Here is a 21199-nt window from a genome sequence, read left to right as displayed (position 1 = left end):
AAATAAGCCATATTTATTCTATAAAAGTGAATTAAAATTCAATTTAAATATTCCCAGCTACTTCACTCCCTGATAAACTGCTTAACTTAATTTACTAATGTAAAACATTTGAACTGGGGATCACTTTTTATGTTTAAACCAAGCTTGTTAACCTTGGCTATTTCGAGCGCTGTTTCTAGCGTATTTTTATTACCAAATGCCGCTCTTGCTCAAGAAGAAGTTGCCGCTAAAAACAAATCACTCGAAGTAATCGAAGTTACAGCAACAAGGCGTAGCGGCTCTGTGCAAAATGCACCGCTAAATATTACAGCGCTTGATGCAGATATTATGAAAGATCAAAATATCAGTGAGCTTGCGGATGTAGCACGCTGGGTACCTGGTTTAACAATTACCGATCAAGGTGGCCGCTCAGGCTCACCTATTATTGTTCGTGGTTTAAATACAAATTCTTCTGGTCCATCGTCAGATGGCGGCACGGTATCTACTTATATAAACGAAATTCCAGTTTCGGTAGATATGCGCCTAGTAGATATTGAGCGCGTTGAAGTATTAATTGGGCCACAAGGCACCCTTTATGGTGCAGGCACATTAGGCGGTGCAATTCGTTACATGCTTAAACAGCCTGAGCTTGATTTTACATCGCTTGAAGTTTACGGCGACCTATTTCAAACAAAAGAAAGTGACTCTTTAGGTGGCGAAGGCGGCTTTATATTTAACCTTCCTATTATTGAAGATAAATTAGCAGTTCGTGCAAGCTTAAACGTATATGAAGATCCGGGGTTTATCGATTACGGTTATGTAGTACGTGAGCCTGGCGTATCGTTGCCCGATCCAGATTGGAGCGATAGCTCAGCAGTTAACAACAACCTTAAAAATGTAAAAGACGCCAACGGCGAAACCACAACAACAGGTCGTATTTCTGTACGCTTTAAACCAAATGAATCGTTTGAAGGTACGCTTAACTACTTTTACCAAAACCAAGACAGCGAAGGCCGCTCGATTGTTCATTACAACAGTCTTAATGCAAACAATGGTTTAAGCGACGTAATAGGTAAATACGAGTCAGCTTATCGCTTTGAAGAACCTCGCGAGAAAAAAGATCAATTACTAAGCCTTGAACTAAAAGCCGACTTAGGTTTTGCAGAGCTAGTATCGGCTACTGGTATTTCGAGCTTTGATGCCGACGGCCAACGCGACCAAACAGACTTACTTATTCGTCTTGATTACGGCTATGAAGAGTTTCCTTCGTTTTCAACGTTTACCCGTGAAATTGACGAAGAAGATACCTTCACTCAAGAAATTCGCTTAGTGTCTCAAAGCGACAGCGACTTTAACTGGATTGTGGGTGGCTTTTACAACAAAACAGAAACCGAAGCATCAAGCAGAGAGTTTACGCCTGGGTTTGACCAATTCGCTATCGATAACTTTGGTGGCGAGCAGCTAAGACCAGACTCATTAGAATACTTAGAGCTTACAAAAAGTAAAGTCACTGAGTCTGCACTATTTGGTGAAGTTGGCTACCAAGTAACCGACAAATTAGATATTACCATTGGTGCCCGTTTTTACGAATACGATGTAGAGTCGCAAGCAGCTTTTGACTTCCCACTAGCCAATACATTGTACGGTGGTGCGGGTCCTGACGACATCACAGTTGCATATGAAAAAGATGACGCTGGCGATAACGGTAACTTATTTAAATTTAATGCTAAATATCAATTTACTGATTCAGTAATGGGCTATGTAACAGTAAGTGAAGGCTTTAGAATTGGCGGTTCAAACGGTTTAGTGTCATGTGAGGAACCTATTACTGAGGATCAACAAACAGGTTGTGGTCAACCTGACGAATTATTATTTGAAGCCGACACCACAACAAACTACGAGTTAGGCTTTAAAAGTACATGGTTTAGAAGCCAACTACACTTTAACGCCGCGTTATTTAACATCGATTGGGATGATGCACAAATTACGGGCGCTACAGATATAGGTCAATTAACGTACCTTTCAAACGCAGGCAGCGCAAATGCAAAAGGGATTGAAATTTCAACCCGTGCGATTTTATCTGACTCGTTTTCAGTTTATGCAACTTATGCCTACACAAAAGCAGAGCTAACATCAGACGCACCATTTTTGTTTAACGCCGATGGCACCGGTGGCGCAGAAGACGGCGACCGTTTACCTGGTTCACCTGAAAACCAATTTTCGATGGGTGTAAACTATCAAACAGACGTATTTAACGACAAAACACTCGATATTAACTACGGTTTAACCGCGCAAAGCGACGTGCTTTCAAGAGTTGGGCTTCGTGATAACGGCGAAACACTACCAGGTTACAGCTTAAGTAATATATCAGCTAAATTAACAGCTGATGCATGGTCAACTACCCTATATGTTGATAACCTATTCAACAAATACGCAGTTACGTCAGTTCGTCGTTCAGATGCCGATATAACATCAGCTAATGGCGCCGATATACAACGTAACTACGGCCATTACATTAATCGCCCGCTAACGGTAGGTGTTAAATTTAACTACAAATTTGAAATATAATTTAAGCGACTTTTAAACAGTCTCACTTTTTAAACACTGTTTTAAGGCTCAAATTTATTTGAGCCTTTTTATTTTCTTTTACAAAATAATTACCAAAAACCATGCAGCCAAATTTAAAGCAACTTCATCAAAGCGCAATACACTCCCTAAACCAAGGTAAAATAGAGCAAGCACACAAAGCCCTAGTGGAGTTAGTTACACTCAAACCAGACTTTGCCGATGGGTACTTTTTGCTGGCCATGGTTAATTTAACTGTTGGGCAAATACACAAAGCAATAAAGCTTATCGAAAAAGCCCTCACTCTTGGCCAAAGTATTGAATACACCGCGCAACTTGCTAAATGTTACGCACTTACTGGCGAATTACAAAAAGCAAAAAACACCGCACTATCGGTATCATTAAAACAAATAACTAAAGCACTTGATGCCGACACACTCGGCGTAGCCCTTACTCAAGCAGGCATTCACGAACAAGCACTTAACTACTTTGAGTGCGCTATTAAACTGGCTACAGCAGCTAACAAAGCTCAACCACCGTTTTATTATAACTATGGTGTAAGCGCTAAATTTTTAGGATTATTTGATAAAGCCCAACACGCTTTTGAAAATGCCATAGCGCTTAACCCACTGCACCATCAAAGTCATTTTGCATTAAGTGATTTAACTAAAGTAAGTAGGCAAAACAACCACATTGAACGCTTAAAAAACGTGTTTGAGCAAGTAACACACCCCGATGAAAAACTGCATATTGGCCATGCTTTAGCAAAAGAGTATCAAGATCTTGGTGAGTTTTCAGAGGCTTTTAACGCGTTAGAGCAAGGTAAAGTAGCAAAACGTGCTGTGCAGCCCTTTGATCATACAAGCTCAACTGAGTTATTTGAACATATTAAACGCTTAAGTGAGGAGCATAAACAAGCGCCAACACAAGGTAACCCAACGGCCGAACCTATTTTTGTATTAGGCATGCCCCGCTCTGGCACCACATTAGTTGAGCGTATTTTATCGAGCCACAGCGACGTGCAATCAGCCGGTGAATTACAAGACTTTGGCCTAAGCGTTAAAAAGCTAAGCCAAACGCAAACACCGCATGTACTCGACACTCAAACGCTCACTAAAGCCTACAAGCTTGATTTTAATCAGCTTGGGTCAACCTATTTAAACGCAACACGCGTAATAACAGGCAGCCATAAGCACTTTATTGATAAACTCCCGTTTAACTTTTTTTATATCGACTTAATAACCAAAGCACTGCCAAACGCTAAAATTATTTGTATGCTGCGCGACCCAATGGATACCTCCATTGGTAACTATCGCCAATTATTTACCATTAATAACCCCTACTACGCGTACTCGCTCGACCTACTCGACACTGCAAAATTTTATAGCCGTTTTTACAAACTAATGCAGCACTTCAGCATGCAACACAGCAATATAAAATTAGTAAAATACGAAGAATTAGTTGCACAGCCCGAGCAGAAAATAAAAGAGTTAGTCAGCTTTTGTAACTTAGAGTGGCAAGAGCAGTGTATAGATTTTCACTTAAACACCGCACCGGTTTCTACCGCAAGCAAGGTGCAAGTACGCCAACCACTTAATAATAAAGCAATTGGCCGTTGGAAAGCATTTAAGCCCCATACTGATGAAATTGAAGATTACTTTTTAAAACAAGGTATTAGTATTGAGTAATAGTTTTATAGCTGGGAGTTAGGTGTGAACCTATAGATAGCCCACTTTGTGGCAGTGTAGGTCGCATAAGTGAAGCGCCATCCGACACAGTAAAATACCTTGCCAATTATTATCAATATTTTATGTTGTCGAGTGGTTGAGCGGACCTTCATTATTCAGTCAATTCAAGAGGAAAAGACCAGGCTGTGCTTACTGGTAGAGTGAAGGTATCAGCTAAAAGACGTCTACAATGAATGCCTACGCAATGAGTGAAAAAAATTAACACTCACTGCTGTAAAAGTTTTACGTTGACCCTGCCCCAGTATGAAAAGTTCATTTTCGGGCAGTTAAACCGTGTATTGACGTTTACACAACTCACATTTTCACCCAACGTGCTGGCCACATTGTCCCGTCTAAAACCGCAGCGGGACAAGAGGTACGCGCCAATTTTATTTGACTATTAACACTGGGCAACTAGCTTTATTGGCTATCGTTTCTGCAACGTTAACATTCAAAAAATGAGAAAGTCCGGTTCTTCCATGACTGGCAATTACCACCATGCCTATATCACCGCTATTAGTCTCATCTAAAATCTCATTAATGGCATCACCATGTCGAATAACCGTTTCAATCTTTAAATCAGTATTCAACTGACCTAATAGCTCGTGCATTTTACTCGCCGCAGCGTCTTCCATATTTTTAGCTAACTCTTGGGGAGTTATCGCAAGGATCATATAATTCTCATTATCTGAAGGCTGATCAACAATGTGTAAAATACGAATGCCTACTTGATATAAATTCGCCATTTCAATGGCATATTGCAAAGCATGTGATGCAGTATCAGAAAAATCCGTAGGCCATAAAATATTACCTGTTCGCATATTATTCTCCTTCACAATCTAAAGTCATATTTTTCAATGATATTACCAACTCCATAAGAATGGACTCGGCTCCATCTCAGCAAGTTAAGTGTAGTGAGTATTAAAAGGTTATCTATTGATTACGATCAATAAATAACAATAAGGCACTAAAAGTAACAATACCTCATCAATTTATGCTTATTGATTAGGCTGTGATTGCGGGGTTTATTACTCTGGTTGTCGTTGTTGTTTCTTTTATAAGATAATCAATATTTGGAATAATTAGGGCTGACAGCCAGTTTTTCGCTCACAGTTGAACTTCACAAAAGTGCCAATAACAGCCATTAGTTAGTCTGATAGTAAAAACTGCTATCTGAAACTTTTTGAACAATATCGAATTCCAAACCTATGTGGCTATAATCACCAGAAGTTGGAATAGTTGATTTATGGTTAATTACGATTCCCCAATGGTTATCGCTTATACCTCCAAAGATTATGTTGAGACTCTCTTCGTTTACTCTCGTGATTGCAGCAACATTATACTTAGCCATCACCTCTCTCAGAGCCTTAGTAACTTCAGATAATGCCAACATTTTGGGAGCTTCTTCAGGCTTGGATAGCTTATAGTCACCTGACGGGATAAATCCTGCTTGTTTGGATGGGTAGTAGGTAATAAGCTGCGTTGGACTATAAAACGTGTTATTTATGCGAAAAACATGTGGTGCCGTTTGCTGGACAATATAAAGATTTGTATTTTGTCTCAACATTTCAACTTCACTCTTTGAATCCACTAAAAACTGCTTTATCAGCTCAATTCGTTCTTTTTTACATTTTTGCTCCTTGCATATTGAGATGCTTGGCAAATTAGAAAGTTGCTTCTTATTAATATTCAGGAACCTACTTCCTAATACCCCAAAATTAAAATTTGCAAAGGCTTGCTTGTCATTATTATTGACGAAATTCGTTGGGCGAACATCCAATAGGCTAAATGGAAAGAATGAAGGAAGGTATGCTAGCTGTTTATCCGTCTGAGGAAGCATCTTGTCCGCATGTTTAAGCAGCTCTCTGTACTCGCTATCAATGTCTTCGTTGAAATAGGATGGCATATTTCCATAAGCAGGCGTCGTAATGATTAAACTGCAACACAATAAAAAAGTTCTCATCATTTGTTATTTCAAATCCCTATAAAATAAAGAGTCATTATAATGGTACAGCATAATATTATTTAACAATGAAGATTAGCTCAATGTCCGTAATTCGCTCTTTCTCGAAGTTCGGCTTAGTGCCAGAAGCGGACGATTGTGAAAGCTGAGCAAAATCAACTAATCCAATTCTAAGACCAGTAGTTTCATGATTTATAATATCGCTATTATGAACGGAAGATATTACTTAGACCCCTCCAGATTTAGTACCCAAATGGCAAGACCAAGTATTTGGACCATGGTGCAGAGCTGGTACAAACTTGCAAAATGCGCCAACTGTTTTTTGCTGTGAATTTTTATATATCAATTTCGTTGCTGTTTCGCCTTCAAACTCAACGATAAGTTTTTCATCTAGAAAAATAAATAGCGGTAATGGTATACCAAGGCCAATAAAAAAACCATTAACGCTTTCGTCTTTGGCTTTGTAATACCAAACTTCTTTCTTTTGGTCAGATTTTACTTTTAAAGGTTCACCAAATTGCTTTTTTACTTCTGATTTAGTTAAAGAAACACTCACCTCCTCATCATAAGAGTACACAACACCTGCACCTATGCATCCTGAGATAGATATAACAAAAATAACAGTGAAAAAAATTCGTAGAAGAGCCATTCATCAATCCTTTATTAGCTAAAAATTTCCATTATAAAATGGTCGTTATTCAATAATTACATATATTAAACTGAGTTGTACCTTTTAATTTTAAAAGCCAGTGATGATTTATGTTCGTCGTTGGTTTCAATTGTCCCTATAAAATAAGAATATCATTTTTACCAAATGATAGAGTTTCAATGACGGGTCTCGCATTTTGGATGATGCTACGAATTTTTCAGCGTCCGGTTGTCGCTCTAAACCGACTAATGAATACATGCAATTTGCAGATACTCAATACTTTAAAAACCTTTGCTATATTACGAAGCTGAAGGGTAACTCCAACTGCACACTATTTTTGCGATTATTGGAGATTGTTATTCTGTTTTTAAAGCCACACCTTTTGATTGGGTAAATATTACTAGCGAAAATACTATTTCGGTTATCCCGCCAATAAAGGCGCCGATTACAAAATTGGCATTTAATACAATACACAACATGCCAGAAAACATAAGCGAAGCACCTAAAATCCAGTACACTTTCATGCCATATAAAGTGTTGAAAACTAAATAGCGAACACCAATTATCATCAGCATTATTGAATAAAACCATTCAGCTTGAAGTTTTGCTACATAAAACGCTAAAAACAAACCAACAAATAAAATAATAGTGCTTTCTAAGGCCAATTTACCTAATGGGTTTTTAGGGTCATGATTGCCAGAGCGTTTAAGCGCTTTTGAAAGTAGCATGGCTAAAGGATGTATAAACATACCACCAAAAAACAAAGTAAGCATACTCGATTGATTTGAATGCAGTAATGCGACAAAGCCAGCTATACACCAAACCAAGCCAGACACTAATACACCGGTTCCACCACCGAAGTATGCGAGGTTCATATTTTGTTGCGCATCTTCAAACTTCATAAAAACCCTTAATTTTAGAAATATCCCTAATTTAATATTATCGCATCGTTATTAGTTACAAATCGTTACTCGAATACACACTTAAAATAGGGAATTTATAATCGGCAAACGATACAGTTACCGATTGTGTTTCGTTACCTTTAAAACCAAGTTTAAATTCCATTGGCATGAATCGGCTGCCGTCGGCAAAAAGTGCAAGTATGTGTTCCTCGCCTAATTCGCGATTGCCCGACGATAAGTTAGTTAATGTTATAACAGCCCAGCGTTCGCCCTCTTCATTGCTCATTAATACATAATTAGTGATTTTAAAATCCCCTTTTTTAGGGGTTATGTTGCTATCGTTTGCAAACGATAAGTTCATGCTATTTGGTACTGCACGGTCAACATTTAGCGCTTTGATAGAGTCGGCTTGGGTTGCCCACGAAAGCACCAATAAAATGATCACGAAGGCTTTATTCACTGTTAGTTCCTTTTTATTACCTAGTAAAATACCTAGTAAATTACGTAACAAATTACATAACAATAACTGTTTAAATTATATTCGCATTCCATACCTATTATGTAAACAAACAATCATCGTTATTTACCCAGCGCTTTGGCTGCGCCACTACAGACTAAGCGCTCATTCAGTGTGCTTGCGCTACTTTAGGGTAATAACGAGTGATAAGAGTAAATAATTCAAAGCTAGCTTAAAGTAAAAACGCGATTAAACAGGAGTATAAACGTATGGCAAGCACACATAAAAACTCAACAATAGATTTATCAGACCCCAGTAATAGCATTCAAGTAAGAGGGGCACGCGTTCACAACTTAAAAAATGTAGACGTTGATTTACCTCGTAACGCATTGGTTGTTTTTACAGGAATATCGGGCTCTGGAAAATCGTCGCTTGCGTTTGGAACGCTGTTTGCTGAGTCGCAGCACCGTTATCTTGATTCAGTATCGCCATACGCCCGAAGGTTGATAGATCAAGTTGATGAGCCCGATGTTGACTCTATTGAAGGGCTACCGCCTGCCGTTGCTTTGCAGCAGCAACGAGGGGCACCGTCGGTTCGCTCATCAGTTGGTAGCATAACAACTATTTCTAACGCGCTACGCATGCTTTACTCTCGTGCTGGCGAATACCCAGCTGGGCAGAGTATTTTGTATGCCGATGCATTTTCGCCAAATACGCCACAAGGTGCGTGCCCAGAATGCTCAGGAATAGGCCGAGTGTTTGAAGTAACCGAAAAGCTACTTGTGCCAGACGATACAAAAACTATTCGCCAGCGCGCCATAGCCGCGTGGCCACCAGCATGGCAAGGTAAAAACCTAAGCCGTATTCTTACTTCCCTTGGTTATGACATAGACACGCCTTGGAACAAACTTTCTAAAAAAGCACGCGATTGGATTTTATTTACCGACGAAACACCTACTGTGCCTGTATATCCAGATTACACCTATGAGCAAACACAAAATGCGATAAAAAATAGCGAAGATCCAAGCTACATGGGAACTTTTTCAAGCGCTAAACGCTTTGTTTTACAGTCTTTTGCTACTACCCAAAGCCCGCGTACAAAAAAGCGCGTATCGCAGTTTATGCAAATATCGCAGTGCCCTACTTGCCAAGGTAAAAAATTAAAACAAGCATCGTTAAGTGTTAAATTTGCAGGGCTCGATATTGGCGAGCTATCTCAACTTACATTAAACGAGCTTGCTAAAAAGCTAAGTAACGCCGCTAATACCAAAGTAAATAAAAATACAAAGAAACCAGAGCAAGCCATTGTTACACAGCGCATTGCCAGCGATATTCTCACCCGTATTGAAGCACTAACCATGCTTGGTTTAGGGTACTTGTCGCTTGAGCGCACAACGCCAACGCTCTCCCCCGGAGAGCTACAACGGTTGCGACTTGCCACACAAATTCGCTCTAAATTATTTGGGGTAGTTTACGTGTTAGATGAACCTTCAGCGGGTTTACACCCTGCAGACACACAAGCACTTTTAAAAGCGCTTGATGAGCTAATAGCGGCTGGCAATTCTGTTTTTGTTGTTGAACACGACATTAGCGTTGTTAAACATGCTGATTGGATTGTTGATGTAGGCCCTGATGCAGGTGTGCATGGTGGCGACATTATTTACAGCGGCCCTGTTGAAGGGTTAAAAAAAATAAAAAACTCGCACACCGGTCGTCACCTTTTTGCTAAAAATACTACTCAAGAGTCTACTCAAAACAGCGCACAAAAAAAGGATCAAAGGCGGCCTAATGCATGGTTAAAATTGGCTGATATTGAGCGTAATAATCTTAAAAAGCTCAATGCAGAATTTCCACTGGGTGTTATGACAACCGTTACTGGGGTTTCGGGCTCTGGTAAATCAAGCCTAGTAAGCCAAGCCTTAGTAGAACTTGTTTACGAAGCACTTGGGCAAAAAGTAATAACAGAAGCCCCCACCGACGAAGCCGACCTACTCGAACAAGAGCTGCAAACACACACCAACGGAAAAATCATTGAAGGTATAAATAATATAAGCCGCCTGATTACAGTCAATCAAAAAGCGATTGGCCGTACCCCTCGTTCAAATTTAGCTACCTATACGGGTTTGTTTGATCATGTGCGTAAACTATTTGCTTCAACACAAAAAGCAAAAGAACGCCGTTATGATGCTGGTCGCTTTTCATTTAATGTTGCTAAGGGTCGCTGTAAAAACTGTGAAGGCGTTGGCTTTGTAAGTATAGAACTACTGTTTTTACCTAGCGTTTATTCACCTTGCCAAGTATGTCATGGTAAACGTTATAACGAGCAAACACTTGAGGTTACATATCGTGATAAAAACATAAGCGATATCCTCAATTTAACGGTTGAATCGGCGTATACCTTTTTTGAAAATGAACCTGCGATACTGCGAGCACTCGATGCACTTATGCAAGTAGGTCTTGGGTATTTGCGTTTAGGACAACCTGCAACTGAGCTTTCTGGCGGTGAAGCCCAGCGTATTAAATTAGCAACCGAGCTGCAACGTACGCAGCGCGGTAACACACTTTATGTTCTTGATGAGCCAACTACAGGCCTGCACCCATCGGATGTATCAATGCTGATGTCGCAGTTAAATAAATTAGTAGATGCTGGCAATACCGTCATTATGGTTGAACACGATATGCAAGTAGCCCGTAATAGTGACTGGGTAATTGATGTAGGCCCTGGTGCTGGTGAAGAAGGCGGCTTAATTGTAGCGCAAGGTTCACCCGAAAAAGTGGCAAGCGCAAAGGCGAGTAAAACCGCATCCTTTTTACTGCAATAGTTAAAGGATGACGCTTTTAGTTGTATAAAAGCGTCATCTATATATGGTAGTTAACGCTGAAAATAACGGCTTGAGATAGATTAATTATCCAAAGTTCAGGTTTACTAATACATCCTGTTTCTATGTTGGTAACCAATCAGAAATAGCCTTACCTATTTCGTGCGGTGAATCTTCTTGAATATAATGAATACCGCTTACGCTTATCTCAGTTAGGTTTGGCCATGTGCGCACAAAGTCTCTTGCGTAACCAACTAAAAAAGCACCCGGTTCAGCATTAATAAATAGCTTTGGAATATTGTGAGAGTTAGCTAAATAGCTCGCATAGCTTTTAACTAAAGCCACGGTATCAGCAGGCTCTCCAGCAATGGGCAGTTGCCGAGGCCCTGCTAAAATTGCACGGCGATCTTCTCCTGCATTTATAAAGGGTCTGCGATACTCATCATGCTCTGCCTGCGTTAATTTGCGTACAATGGTCGCTGGTAATATTGTTTCAATAAAAAAGTTGTCATTAAGCACCATTTTTTCCCCCTCAGCTGAGCGCATAGTGCCAATGGGTCCGTGCAAATCTTTAGGAAAATCGTCCCATGTTGGAAAGTCAGTAACAATTGCTTCCATAAACGCAATTGCTTTTACTGCATCACGATGTGTATTAGCCCAGTTAAAACCAACGCCTGAACCCCAATCGTGCAGCACCAAGGTAACGTTATTATTTACACCCAATGCTTCTAAAAGTGCAAATGTGTATTTGCTGTTTTCAGCAAGTGAGTAGCTGCCCTCATGGGTGTTATCTAACTTTTGCGAATCTCCTAATCCAATCATATCGATAGCAATTAAACGCCCTTTTCCTTGCAAATAGGGCATAACGTTTCGCCAAAGGAAGCTAGATGTAGGGTTACCATGTAAAAATACAATAGGATCACCTTCGCCTTCGTCTATGTAGGCCATATTTTTATCTAATACAGTTTTAAACTTTTTTGCATAACGTAATGTTTCTGAATCATTTTTCATTTAATTATATCGCTCTATTTAACTGATGAGCTGGCGGTAAATCCTCGCTCATGTAATTTGTGTAATATTCGAAGTAGATTAACTAATTCCGAGTTAATATACATGACTGAGTCACACAATAAATGAGCGCGCTTAATTTGTCACTATATTTATATGATCGAATCACATATAATTAAATTTATGAAAAATGAAAAATATATATCAAATTTAATCGGCACGTTTGCTACTTCTGTTTCTAATGACATTGAAAAGCAGATTGCCGAATTAGGCGGGCGAAGCCTAAGCCACGAAGCGGCACTGGTCACTATTTACAATCATCCGAATGAAACCATTGATGTACTAAGCAAGGTTTTAGGCTTAACGCATTCTGGTGCAGTTAGATTAATAAATACACTTGAAAAAGAAGAATTTGTAGAAAGGCGAAAGTCAGTAAAAGATGCCCGCTCTGTTGTTTTATGCGTAACGGATAAAGGAAGTAAAAGGGTTGAACTAGTACTAGGCAGCAGAGAAACAGCCACCTCTAAAATACTAAACAACTTTAATGATGAACAAAAACAAAGCTTTTTAAGTTTGATAGAAATAGCACTTGGCAGCCTAACAAGCGAGCAGGTAGAAGCACGTAAAATATGCAAATTATGTAACGAAGGTGTATGCCGTAAACAAGGCTGTCCGGTAGAAAACTCAATTAAGTAGCTAATTACTTCATGCATCTGCCCACTATAAACGTATTAAATTATTTGCTTTAATACGTTAACGCTCAAAGTGTTAGCTCTTTAAAAAGCGTTCTATTTTAGGTTTTACCGTAACCGACATTATCAGCATTATAGTTAAACCTATTGGTAATGCGGCTAATAGCCCTTCAGCCCATCCAGTTACAAATACACGCATATCTGCATAGCCAATATTGTTAGTAGCGGTAACAAACGCCATCACAGACTCCATGATCAGCGCCATAAAAACACTAATAACTAAGTTACGTTTTAGCTCGCTACTAGGGCGTGTTTATCTTTGTAGATTGAAATTTGTTCAATCTAGGGGCGATTAAATCACGGCGCGAGGTTTGTAACCTAGTGGGCTAAGTCAAAACCGAGCAACAAAGAGTTAATCGTCCCTAGAAAGAACCCAATAGGCAGCGCATGTTTGGTATTTATGCTGCGTTATCGCCTATTTATGGGGAATAACCACACTACATAGGCTCTGCCTTGCCTAAAAACCAAACATACTGATGCAAATTCAACCACCAAAGATCAATACGCCCTAAGTAATAACTTATTAACTAGCGTATGTATTAAGGTCATCATTACAAAACCAACAGGCGCCATAACCAATACTGCACTTATAAATGAGGTAAACCAGTCGGCATAAAAATGCTCTGTAACACCCACATTTACATAAGTCATAATGCCAGTTAGAGTACCGCCAATTAAGGTAATAATACTTACCATAACCAGTATCTTATAAATTACAGGTGTTTTTTTAGGCTCAACAATTACTGGATTTACTGATACGGGTGTACTCATTTTTGGGCATGCCTTAAGCGTTAAATAGATGATAAAATCAACTATAGCAAATTAATTGACAATATCAACTACTTTTTGAGCTAACCAAAAATAAGCCAAATTCCAACTAACCCCATTAAGCTACCAGCAATACGGTTCATCCATTTTATATTATCGCCACGGGCTAAAAATAAACGTAAGCTTTTACCGCCTGTTGCATAAGCCAACATGCTTAAAAACTCGGTGGTCATTATAACGCCAAGCAATACTAAAAGCTGAGGGGCTACTGCATGCTCAACACTTATAAAGGGCGGTAATAGTGAGATCATAAACGCCCACCCTTTAGGGTTAGCAATTGCGGTTACAAAACCTTGCGTAAATAGCGACTTCCGACTTACGTCACTTGGTTTTGAGGTATCGACCGACATTTTCCCTTTGGCTCGCCACATATTAAAGCCAATATAAATTAAGTACGCACCGCCAACCCATTTTAAAATAGCGAACGCATCTGGGTAATTTAGCATTACGCTTGCAACGCCTAATACCGCAGCTATAGCAACGGTTGCTACACCTAACAGCTCACCTATCATCATCCATAATGTGCGGCGCACGCCAATGCTCATACCGAGTGTCATGGCAAGGGTCATACACATACCTGGCGTTATCGACACAAAAAAGAAGGTAGGAATAAAAACCGCAAGTGCTGCTACATCAATCATTAATTTACTCTCATATTAAAAGCAAAAACGCGGCTATAAGTAGCCGCGCTGTTGCTTACTCATGTTTATTACTATTGCCCAGCACTTACCAAGGGTTCAGTAATAACTTCTACTGGCTCTGCTGTATCATTTAACAAATACTTATCTAACCACTGTTCTTGTTCCCACAATACATGCAATAAGCTTTTACGCGCACGGTAACCATGTGCTTCATATGGGAGCATTACTAAGCGAGCATCTTTACCTAAACCTTTTAGGGCTGCGTACATGCGCTCACTTTGCATTGGGAAAGTGCCGTGAGATTGAGGGTGGATCTTCTTGCACCCCACCCCATATGTAAAAAGCATCTATTGCCCAGTACTTACCAAGGGTTCAGTAATAACCTCTACTGGCTCTGCTGTATCATTTAACAAATACTTATCTAACCACTGTTCTTGTTCCCACAATACATGCAATAAGCTTTTACGCGCACGGTAACCATGTGCTTCATATGGGAGCATTACTAAGCGAGCATCTTTACCTAAACCTTTTAGGGCTGCGTACATGCGCTCACTTTGCATTGGGAAAGTGCCGTGAGATTGAGGGTGGATCTTCTTGCACCCCACCGCATATGTAAAAAGCATCTATTGCCCAGTACTTACCACTGGTTCAGTAATTACTTCTACTGGCTCTGCTGTATCATTTAACAAATACTTATCTAGCCACTGCTCTTGTTCCCACAACACGTGTAATAAACTTTTACGTGCGCGGTAACCATGTGCTTCATAAGGAAGCATAACTAAGCGAGCGTCTTTACCTAAACCCTTAAGCGCTGCGTACATACGCTCACTTTGCATTGGGAAAGTGCCCGAATTAGGATCTTCCTGACCGTGGATCATTAGCATTGGTTCGTTAATTTTTTCAGCGTGAAAAAACGGCGACATATTAGCGTACACACTTTGTGCTTGCCAAAAATCACGCTCTTCTCCTTGAAAACCAAACGGCGTTAATGTGCGGTTATACGCGCCACTGCGGGCAATACCTGTTTTAAATAAATCGCTATGAGCCAATAAGTTAGCAACCATAAATGCACCGTATGAGTGCCCTGCTATGGCTATTTTGTTTTTATCGGCAATACCTTTTTTAACCAATACATCAACAGCTGCTTGTGCGCTGGATACTAGCTGCTTTCTAAAGTTATCGTTTGGCTCACTGCCATCAATACCCACTATTGGCATTTTAGGGTCGTCAAACACGGCAATCCCTTTGGCAAGGTAAGGCATAGGACCCCAATAGCCAATGTAGGTAAATGCGTAAGGCGACTCGCGAACTTGCGATGCTACGGCTTTATCTTTGTATTCAAGTGGGTAAGCCCACATAAGTACAGGTAACGGGCCTTGTGTTTTATCGTACCCTGGTGGTAAATAAAGCGTACCCGAAAGCTCAACACCGTCGTCGCGTTTATAACGTAATTGCTCTTTAGTTACCCCTTTAAATGCAGGATACGGATGCTCAAATGTCGTTAATTGCGTTAGCGTGTCGTTATCTAAATTGCGTATAAAAAAGTTAGGTTGCTCAGTTTTAGATTCACGAATAGTAATAAATCGCTCACCTTCGTCGTCAAGCAGAGCGCGTACACGCTCGTAGTATGGCGCTTCTGATTGCCATAAACGCTTGCTGCTATTTGTTTTAACATCGTATTGATCTAAAAACGGCACATTACCTTGCTCTGAAGCACCATTACCGCGCAGGTAAATATAACGCCCGCCTACAATTTTAATCACGTTTGCGCCTAAATCGTTGCGCTCGTAAATTGCATTACCTGGATCTTTATACGCGTCGTTGTAACTACGCTCTGAAAACAAAACGCGGTTTCTGTCGGCATTTCGTGGCTGTACTATGTAAGTACGTACTTGGCGATCGCTAAAGCGCCAGTCTGTCAGCATTGCTACGTTTTCGTTGCCCCACTCCATTCCTGCATAACGGCGTTCTACTTTGGCAAATAATTTAGGCTCGCGTTTAAATGGTGCACGCAAGCTGTATACATAATCATGATGCTCAACGTCAGTTTTCATGTCGCCGCCATCTTGCGCCTCGGCCCAAATAACTTCAGCGCCCTGATCGGCTCGCCATTCAAAATTACGGCGGCCTGTGCGTACACTGTCGTAACCTTGTGGAATGTTATCGGCAAGTGGTTGTTTTGCCAGCTCTGCTAATGCATAGCCGCGCATGCCCCATATTTGCCACGTGCTTGCAAAGCGGCTGTAAGGCACTTGATACGAAAACGGCTCATTAATACCGGCGACTAATATATTGGTAGAATCAGGTGATACCGAAAATGATTTAAATAAAGAAGGGCTACCTATTGCTTGAGTATTACCATCAAGCGTTACGTAAGCCAATTGCCCTTGGCCGTAAAATTTAAATTGTGATTCATCAAACGGGCTTGTTAATAAATTTTGGTAAGTACGTGCAGGCGCTTTTTCGCCAGTACTTTGTTGAATAACAGGCACTACATTTTGGCTGTTATTTTCAAGCCTTGGCTTGCCAAAGTTAACAGCGAGGTTTGCAACAATGGCGCTGCTATCTGGCAGCCATTTATATGGTGATGCAGTTAGTACCGAATTTAATGCAGCGCTAGTTAACTCTTTTGCTTGTTTGGTTTCAACGCTGTAAAGCCATAAATTGGCTTGGGCTGGTTGCTCAACAATAAAGGCTAAATATTGACTATTAGATGACCATTTAGGTGAGCGAATAATGCCATTAGGTAAGTTATTAATACTGATAACCGACCCGCTTTGAACATGCTTTAGCTCCACGGCACTAAATTTGGCACTCACACGAGAGCGCGAAAAATTAGCGGGGTTTAGCTTAATACCAGCAAGCTTAAGCTCTTCTTTTGCAAGTTCATCAAGGATTACTACACGTTTGCGTTCAAAAAGCGCTAACCACTGGCCATCGCTCGATAAGTAACTAGTGGGTGCTAACTTAGCATCAACCAATGCTGCAAGTTCAGGTGATGGGGTTTGATAGCCCTGCTCGGCGTAACTTGTTGGTACTAATGCCGCACAACAAATAAAGGCAACTAACAGCCTAAAAGCGCTCATGTTTTTATCCTTTTGTTATTTTTTACTCTTATAAGCGTATATAAACACGTTTTGCTTTGTTCATAAAGTATTAAGGTAAGTTAAACACCTCTAAAAGATGACTTAATAGTGCTGATTAAGCTAAACTACAGCGCTATTTATTCACCACTGCGGTACTTAAAATACAATGCATAACAAAGCCAAATCAGTCACTATTTTTGATGTTGCAGAGCGTGCTGGTGTATCAAAATCAACCGTATCTTTGGTACTTACCCAAAGCGATAAAGTGGGCAATAAAAGTAAACAAAAAATACTAAAAGCGATTGATGAGCTTGGTTACGTTTATAATCGTGATGCCGCTGCTATGCGCTCAAAGCGCTCAAATTTAGTGGCCATAGTAATAAACGATTTAACTAACCCAACTATGGCGCAACTTGCTACCAGCCTACAACTTTTGTTAAACGAAAGTGGCCTACAAGCCATGATTGTAAGCAGTAATAATAGTCTTGAACTACAAGCAAACGCAGTTAAAAACTTAAAAGAATACAACGCTGCTGCATTTATTATTTGCCCCGTTGCTAATACTTGCTCCAAATGGCTTGATACGCTCAGCGCGCAACACAAAGTAATTACCGTAATGAGTGAAGTGCCTTTTAGCGCAGCTCCTTGTGTATTACCCGACTATAAAAAAGCCAGCCACGTAGCCAGTATGCATTTGCTCGCACAAGGCGTGACAAACATTGCATTTATAGGCAGTGAACTTACTTTAAATGATTCACAAGCACTACAAAGTGGCTTTAATACCGCTTGCGCGCAGCACAGCATTAATCCAGTAGCCCCTATTCACTGCGCAGTAAACACAGCCCTTAGCGCTAAAAATGCATTTATAGAAGCATATAAGCATAACCCAACATTAAACGCAGTGGTGTGTTCAAACGATATTATTGCTCAAGGTGTTATTGCCGCTATTAACTCATTAACTCATCACTCTATTAAAGTAGTGAGTTGCCACCATATTCCTAATAGCGCGGTTATAAATAATCACTTAACCACCGTGGCTATAAGTACAACCGATATAGCCAAGCGGTGCCTTTTAATACTGCAAGAGCTACTACAAAATACAGCCCCGCCAGTAAAAACACTGGTAAATGTAAACTTACAAATTAGAGATTCTAGCCAATGAAAAAAGTGCTGGTAATTGGCTACGTATGGCCAGAGCCAAATTCGTCTGCTGCGGGAACGCACATGATGTCGTTATTAAATGCATTTAGAGCGCAAAACTGGGACGTTGAATTTGCAACGCCCGCGCAGCGCACAGATCACATGGTAAACCTTGACGACTTCGGCATAACCAGCCAAAGCATTGCATTAAACTGCGACAGCTTTGACGAATACGTTAAAGCCTATAATCCAGATATAGTCATGTTTGACCGTTTTATGATGGAAGAACAATTTGGCTGGCGCGTCGATAAGCATTGCCCACACGCAATTAAAATTTTAGATACCGAAGATTTACAGTGCCTACGTAATGCTCGCCACGAAGCGTTTAAAGGTGAGCGTGACTTTACAACCAGCGATTTACATTCAGACATAGCAAAACGCGAAATTGCCGCTATTTTACGCTGCGACCTGAGCTTAATTATTTCAAGTTATGAAATGAGCCTGCTAAACAGCGTATTTAAAATAGAGCCAAGCTTATTACACCATTTACCGTTTATGGTCGATTTAAGCTCACTGCCTACAAGTACAAAAACGTTTGAGCAGCGCCAGCATTTTATGACAATAGGTAACTTTAGACACGCGCCAAACTGGGATGCTGTACTTTATTTACAAAAAATATGGCCACTTATTCGCAAGCAACTCCCAAAAGCAGAACTACATATTTATGGCTCTTACCCACCACCAAAAGCCACGGCACTAAATAACCCTAAAACAGGATTTTTAATAAAAGGTTGGGCCGATAATGCGTTTGATGTAATGCAAAGTGCGCGTGTATGTTTAGCTCCACTGCGCTTTGGTGCAGGCATTAAAGGTAAATTGCTTGAAGCCATGATAATGCAAACACCCAGCGTTACCACTAACATTGGCGCAGAGGGCATGCATAACGATTTACCATGGCCAGGTAAAATAGCCAACACAGCCGATGACTTTGCCAACGCTGCCATTGAAATGCATAACAATCAAAGTGACTTTGAACAAGCGCAGCAAGATGGTAATACACTCCTTAATACGCTGTACGATAAAGCCCAATTAAGCGCAGCGTTAATTAAAAAAATTGATTCAATAAGTTGCGATTTAAGCGCTCATCGCGAAAAAAACTTCACAGGCCAAATGCTCAAACATCATACAATGCGCAGCACTCAATACATGTCGCAATGGATAGCTGAAAAAAATAAAAAATTAGATTAAAAATGACTAGACACACACCAATTAGTGTTTAAAATCGCGCCCATCAAACGTGGGCAGTTTTAGCTGTATTGTCTATATTTTTAGCTTAGTTATCGCAATATTTGGTCCAAAAAGATTTGAAAACTGCAACCTTTACAGAAAAACGCAAATTTATCGTTAAATTGGGTAAAATGCTTCACAAGTATGGCACCCCAGCCTACCGCCTAGAAGCCCACCTAATGGAAGTGGCTACTTACTTAGGACTTAAATCGTCATTTGTTATGTCGCCAACCTCTGTAACGTTTGTTATTTGGACCGATGGCCACGAAGATGAGTACACCCACGTTGCACGTGTAGACCCTGGCGATCACGATTTAGGCTCACTTGCCGACACCGACGACCTTGTAAACCAAATGCTTGACGACAAGCTAAGTTTACAAGAAGTTGATGCGCAGCTAGACGCAATTTTTGTGATGCCAAACCCATATAATAAATTAACAACGGGCGTTGCCTTTGCAACTTCTGGTGGTGCGTTTGCTATGTTAATGGGTACTAGCTGGACTGATGTTATTTGGTCATCGCTGCTTACTTTAGTCGTTTATGTGTTTGTGCTTTGGTCTGGTCGCTCAAAACGCGTAGCTCACATGCTTGAGCCATTAGTTGCCATAATATCAGCAGTACTTGCATGTGCAGTAAGCGTGTATATAACGCCTGAAATAAATATACGCTTGGTAGTACTTTCGGCCATTATTGTATTTATACCCGGTTTAGCACTTGCGCTTGGTTTAGCAGAGCTTGCAGCGCGGCATTTAGTGTCGGGCACAGCAAGGGTAATGGACTCGTTTATGCTGTTGTTTAAACTGTATTTTGGTGGTTTTATAGGTATAGGTATTGGCTTTGCACTCTTTGGGCAAGCCGACTTTGTACAACCTGAGCCATTACCAAAATGGACCGCATGGCTGGCTATATTTTTACTTTGTAGCAGCTTAATCGTGATTTTTAGAACCAAACTTAAGCATGCGGTTTGGTCTATTGCATCAGGCTTTATAGCGTATGGCACTAGTATTGGCTCAGCTATGTATCTTGATTACACGTTAGGTACGTTTGTGGGTGCTTTATCGGTGGGTATATTTAGTAACTTGTTTAACCGCGTTGCTAATGCGCCAGCTTCTATTGTGGCCATGCAAGGCTTAATTGTATTAGTACCAGGTAGCAAAACCTATATTGGCTTAAACTCACTAATTGAAGGCCAAGACTTTATATACGCAGAACACATAGGCCAACAAACGTTTTTAATATTTATGTCGCTTGTTGCAGGACTAATATTTGCAAACGTCGCCCTACCGCCTAAAAAGAGTTTGTAAGTGATACTGAGCGCTCGCTTTACTTTGATTGAGTAAAGCGAGTGAAACGTTAAACTAAAAAAACTACCAAGTAGCAATTGATGCCAATGCTA

19 protein-coding genes are annotated in these 21199 nt (G+C 40.4%); 7 read left to right on the top strand and 12 right to left on the bottom strand.

What is annotated here, in order from left to right; genetic code table 11:
* Positions 1–129 precede the first annotated feature (129 nt).
* Together I6E80_RS03700 and I6E80_RS03695 are read left to right on the top strand one after the other, a co-directional pair.
* Complete coding sequence (locus tag I6E80_RS03700; protein WP_197184829.1) at positions 130–2547, top strand: TonB-dependent receptor; 2418 nt, start codon at positions 130–132, stop codon at positions 2545–2547.
* A 101-nt stretch (positions 2548–2648) separates the two neighbouring features.
* On the top strand, positions 2649–4232 hold the full coding sequence (locus I6E80_RS03695; RefSeq protein WP_197184828.1) for a sulfotransferase: 1584 nt from the start codon (positions 2649–2651) through the stop codon (positions 4230–4232).
* Positions 4233–4660: 428 nt separating this feature from the next.
* Here I6E80_RS03695 and I6E80_RS03690 read toward each other — a convergent pair whose 3' ends face one another.
* From I6E80_RS03690 to I6E80_RS03670, 5 genes are all read right to left on the bottom strand, one after another.
* Entirely contained in the window at positions 4661–5092 is a 432-nt protein-coding gene (locus I6E80_RS03690) for a universal stress protein (protein ID WP_024598014.1), read from the bottom strand.
* A 323-nt stretch (positions 5093–5415) separates the two neighbouring features.
* Positions 5416–6237: a hypothetical protein gene (locus I6E80_RS03685; RefSeq protein WP_231616710.1), complete on the bottom strand. Its 822-nt coding sequence runs from the start codon at positions 6235–6237 to the stop codon at positions 5416–5418.
* A gap of 223 nt (positions 6238–6460) precedes the next feature.
* Positions 6461–6883 carry a hypothetical protein gene (locus tag I6E80_RS03680; protein WP_197184827.1) on the bottom strand — a complete coding sequence of 141 codons (423 nt, stop codon included), beginning with the start codon at positions 6881–6883 and terminating at the stop codon, positions 6461–6463.
* A gap of 356 nt (positions 6884–7239) precedes the next feature.
* Positions 7240–7785: a hypothetical protein gene (locus I6E80_RS03675; RefSeq protein WP_024598011.1), complete on the bottom strand. Its 546-nt coding sequence runs from the start codon at positions 7783–7785 to the stop codon at positions 7240–7242.
* Positions 7786–7840: 55 nt separating this feature from the next.
* The gene (locus I6E80_RS03670; RefSeq protein ID WP_197184826.1) at positions 7841–8245 is read right to left on the bottom strand and encodes a hypothetical protein; all 405 of its coding nucleotides are present in this window, start codon (positions 8243–8245) and stop codon (positions 7841–7843) included.
* Positions 8246–8511: 266 nt separating this feature from the next.
* Between I6E80_RS03670 and uvrA the strand changes: the two genes are divergently transcribed.
* Entirely contained in the window at positions 8512–11064 is a 2553-nt protein-coding gene (gene uvrA / locus I6E80_RS03665) for an excinuclease ABC subunit UvrA (RefSeq protein ID WP_197184825.1), read from the top strand.
* 120 nt (positions 11065–11184) lie between these two features.
* Here uvrA and I6E80_RS03660 read toward each other — a convergent pair whose 3' ends face one another.
* Positions 11185–12072 (bottom strand): haloalkane dehalogenase, encoded by an 888-nt coding sequence (locus I6E80_RS03660; protein WP_197184824.1) that lies wholly within the window; start codon positions 12070–12072, stop codon positions 11185–11187.
* 180 nt (positions 12073–12252) lie between these two features.
* On the opposite strand from I6E80_RS03660, the gene I6E80_RS03655 reads away from it, so the two are divergent.
* Entirely contained in the window at positions 12253–12765 is a 513-nt protein-coding gene (locus I6E80_RS03655) for a MarR family winged helix-turn-helix transcriptional regulator (RefSeq protein WP_197184823.1), read from the top strand.
* A 72-nt stretch (positions 12766–12837) separates the two neighbouring features.
* Here the strand turns inward: I6E80_RS03655 and I6E80_RS03650 are convergent, their stop codons facing one another.
* The 6 genes from I6E80_RS03650 to I6E80_RS03625 form a co-directional block, all read right to left on the bottom strand.
* Positions 12838–13026 (bottom strand): DUF2798 domain-containing protein, encoded by a 189-nt coding sequence (locus tag I6E80_RS03650; RefSeq protein ID WP_231615234.1) that lies wholly within the window; start codon positions 13024–13026, stop codon positions 12838–12840.
* Positions 13027–13319: 293 nt separating this feature from the next.
* Positions 13320–13592: a DUF2798 domain-containing protein gene (locus tag I6E80_RS03645; RefSeq protein ID WP_231616708.1), complete on the bottom strand. Its 273-nt coding sequence runs from the start codon at positions 13590–13592 to the stop codon at positions 13320–13322.
* 80 nt (positions 13593–13672) lie between these two features.
* Positions 13673–14290 carry a LysE family translocator gene (locus I6E80_RS03640; RefSeq protein ID WP_197184822.1) on the bottom strand — a complete coding sequence of 206 codons (618 nt, stop codon included), beginning with the start codon at positions 14288–14290 and terminating at the stop codon, positions 13673–13675.
* Positions 14291–14361: 71 nt separating this feature from the next.
* Entirely contained in the window at positions 14362–14637 is a 276-nt protein-coding gene (locus I6E80_RS03635) for a S9 family peptidase (RefSeq protein WP_197184821.1), read from the bottom strand.
* Positions 14638–14913, bottom strand: a complete 276-nt coding sequence (locus tag I6E80_RS03630; protein WP_197184820.1) for a S9 family peptidase — start codon at positions 14911–14913, stop codon at positions 14638–14640. It abuts the gene before it with no gap.
* Positions 14914–17376, bottom strand: coding sequence for a prolyl oligopeptidase family serine peptidase (locus tag I6E80_RS03625; protein ID WP_197184819.1), 2463 nt, complete (start codon positions 17374–17376; stop codon positions 14914–14916).
* A gap of 166 nt (positions 17377–17542) precedes the next feature.
* On the opposite strand from I6E80_RS03625, the gene I6E80_RS03620 reads away from it, so the two are divergent.
* From I6E80_RS03620 to I6E80_RS03610, 3 genes are all read left to right on the top strand, one after another.
* Entirely contained in the window at positions 17543–18538 is a 996-nt protein-coding gene (locus I6E80_RS03620) for a LacI family DNA-binding transcriptional regulator (RefSeq protein ID WP_197184818.1), read from the top strand.
* The gene (locus I6E80_RS03615; RefSeq protein ID WP_197184817.1) at positions 18535–19764 is read left to right on the top strand and encodes a glycosyltransferase; all 1230 of its coding nucleotides are present in this window, start codon (positions 18535–18537) and stop codon (positions 19762–19764) included. The genes I6E80_RS03620 and I6E80_RS03615 overlap by 4 nt, the downstream gene beginning before the upstream one ends.
* A 116-nt stretch (positions 19765–19880) precedes the next feature.
* Positions 19881–21107: a threonine/serine exporter ThrE family protein gene (locus I6E80_RS03610; protein WP_076924234.1), complete on the top strand. Its 1227-nt coding sequence runs from the start codon at positions 19881–19883 to the stop codon at positions 21105–21107.
* Positions 21108–21199: the final 92 nt, after the last annotated feature.

It is taken from the genome of Pseudoalteromonas sp. NSLLW218, assembly GCF_015864775.1.
Lineage (GTDB): Bacteria > Pseudomonadota > Gammaproteobacteria > Enterobacterales > Alteromonadaceae > Pseudoalteromonas.
This window is presented reverse-complemented; position numbering and strand designations above follow the sequence as displayed.

Excerpts from the sequence above, each read along its gene's own strand:
- I6E80_RS03645 (WP_231616708.1), bottom strand. The coding sequence starts at position 13,592 with ATGAGTACACCCGTATCAGTAAATCCAGTAATTGTTGAGCCTAAAAAA.
- I6E80_RS03625 (WP_197184819.1), bottom strand. The coding sequence starts at position 17,376 with ATGAGCGCTTTTAGGCTGTTAGTTGCCTTTATTTGTTGTGCGGCATTA.
- I6E80_RS03650 (WP_231615234.1), bottom strand. The coding sequence starts at position 13,026 with ATGGCGCTGATCATGGAGTCTGTGATGGCGTTTGTTACCGCTACTAAC.
- I6E80_RS03690 (WP_024598014.1), bottom strand. The coding sequence starts at position 5,092 with ATGCGAACAGGTAATATTTTATGGCCTACGGATTTTTCTGATACTGCA.
- I6E80_RS03620 (WP_197184818.1), top strand. The coding sequence starts at position 17,543 with ATGCATAACAAAGCCAAATCAGTCACTATTTTTGATGTTGCAGAGCGT.
- I6E80_RS03615 (WP_197184817.1), top strand. The coding sequence starts at position 18,535 with ATGAAAAAAGTGCTGGTAATTGGCTACGTATGGCCAGAGCCAAATTCG.
- uvrA (WP_197184825.1), top strand. The coding sequence starts at position 8,512 with ATGGCAAGCACACATAAAAACTCAACAATAGATTTATCAGACCCCAGT.
- I6E80_RS03655 (WP_197184823.1), top strand. The coding sequence starts at position 12,253 with ATGAAAAATGAAAAATATATATCAAATTTAATCGGCACGTTTGCTACT.
- I6E80_RS03660 (WP_197184824.1), bottom strand. The coding sequence starts at position 12,072 with ATGAAAAATGATTCAGAAACATTACGTTATGCAAAAAAGTTTAAAACT.
- I6E80_RS03685 (WP_231616710.1), bottom strand. The coding sequence starts at position 6,237 with ATGATGAGAACTTTTTTATTGTGTTGCAGTTTAATCATTACGACGCCT.
- I6E80_RS03695 (WP_197184828.1), top strand. The coding sequence starts at position 2,649 with ATGCAGCCAAATTTAAAGCAACTTCATCAAAGCGCAATACACTCCCTA.
- I6E80_RS03635 (WP_197184821.1), bottom strand. The coding sequence starts at position 14,637 with ATGCTTTTTACATATGGGGTGGGGTGCAAGAAGATCCACCCTCAATCT.
- I6E80_RS03640 (WP_197184822.1), bottom strand. The coding sequence starts at position 14,290 with ATGATTGATGTAGCAGCACTTGCGGTTTTTATTCCTACCTTCTTTTTT.
- I6E80_RS03675 (WP_024598011.1), bottom strand. The coding sequence starts at position 7,785 with ATGAAGTTTGAAGATGCGCAACAAAATATGAACCTCGCATACTTCGGT.
- I6E80_RS03630 (WP_197184820.1), bottom strand. The coding sequence starts at position 14,913 with ATGCTTTTTACATATGCGGTGGGGTGCAAGAAGATCCACCCTCAATCT.
- I6E80_RS03680 (WP_197184827.1), bottom strand. The coding sequence starts at position 6,883 with ATGGCTCTTCTACGAATTTTTTTCACTGTTATTTTTGTTATATCTATC.
- I6E80_RS03700 (WP_197184829.1), top strand. The coding sequence starts at position 130 with ATGTTTAAACCAAGCTTGTTAACCTTGGCTATTTCGAGCGCTGTTTCT.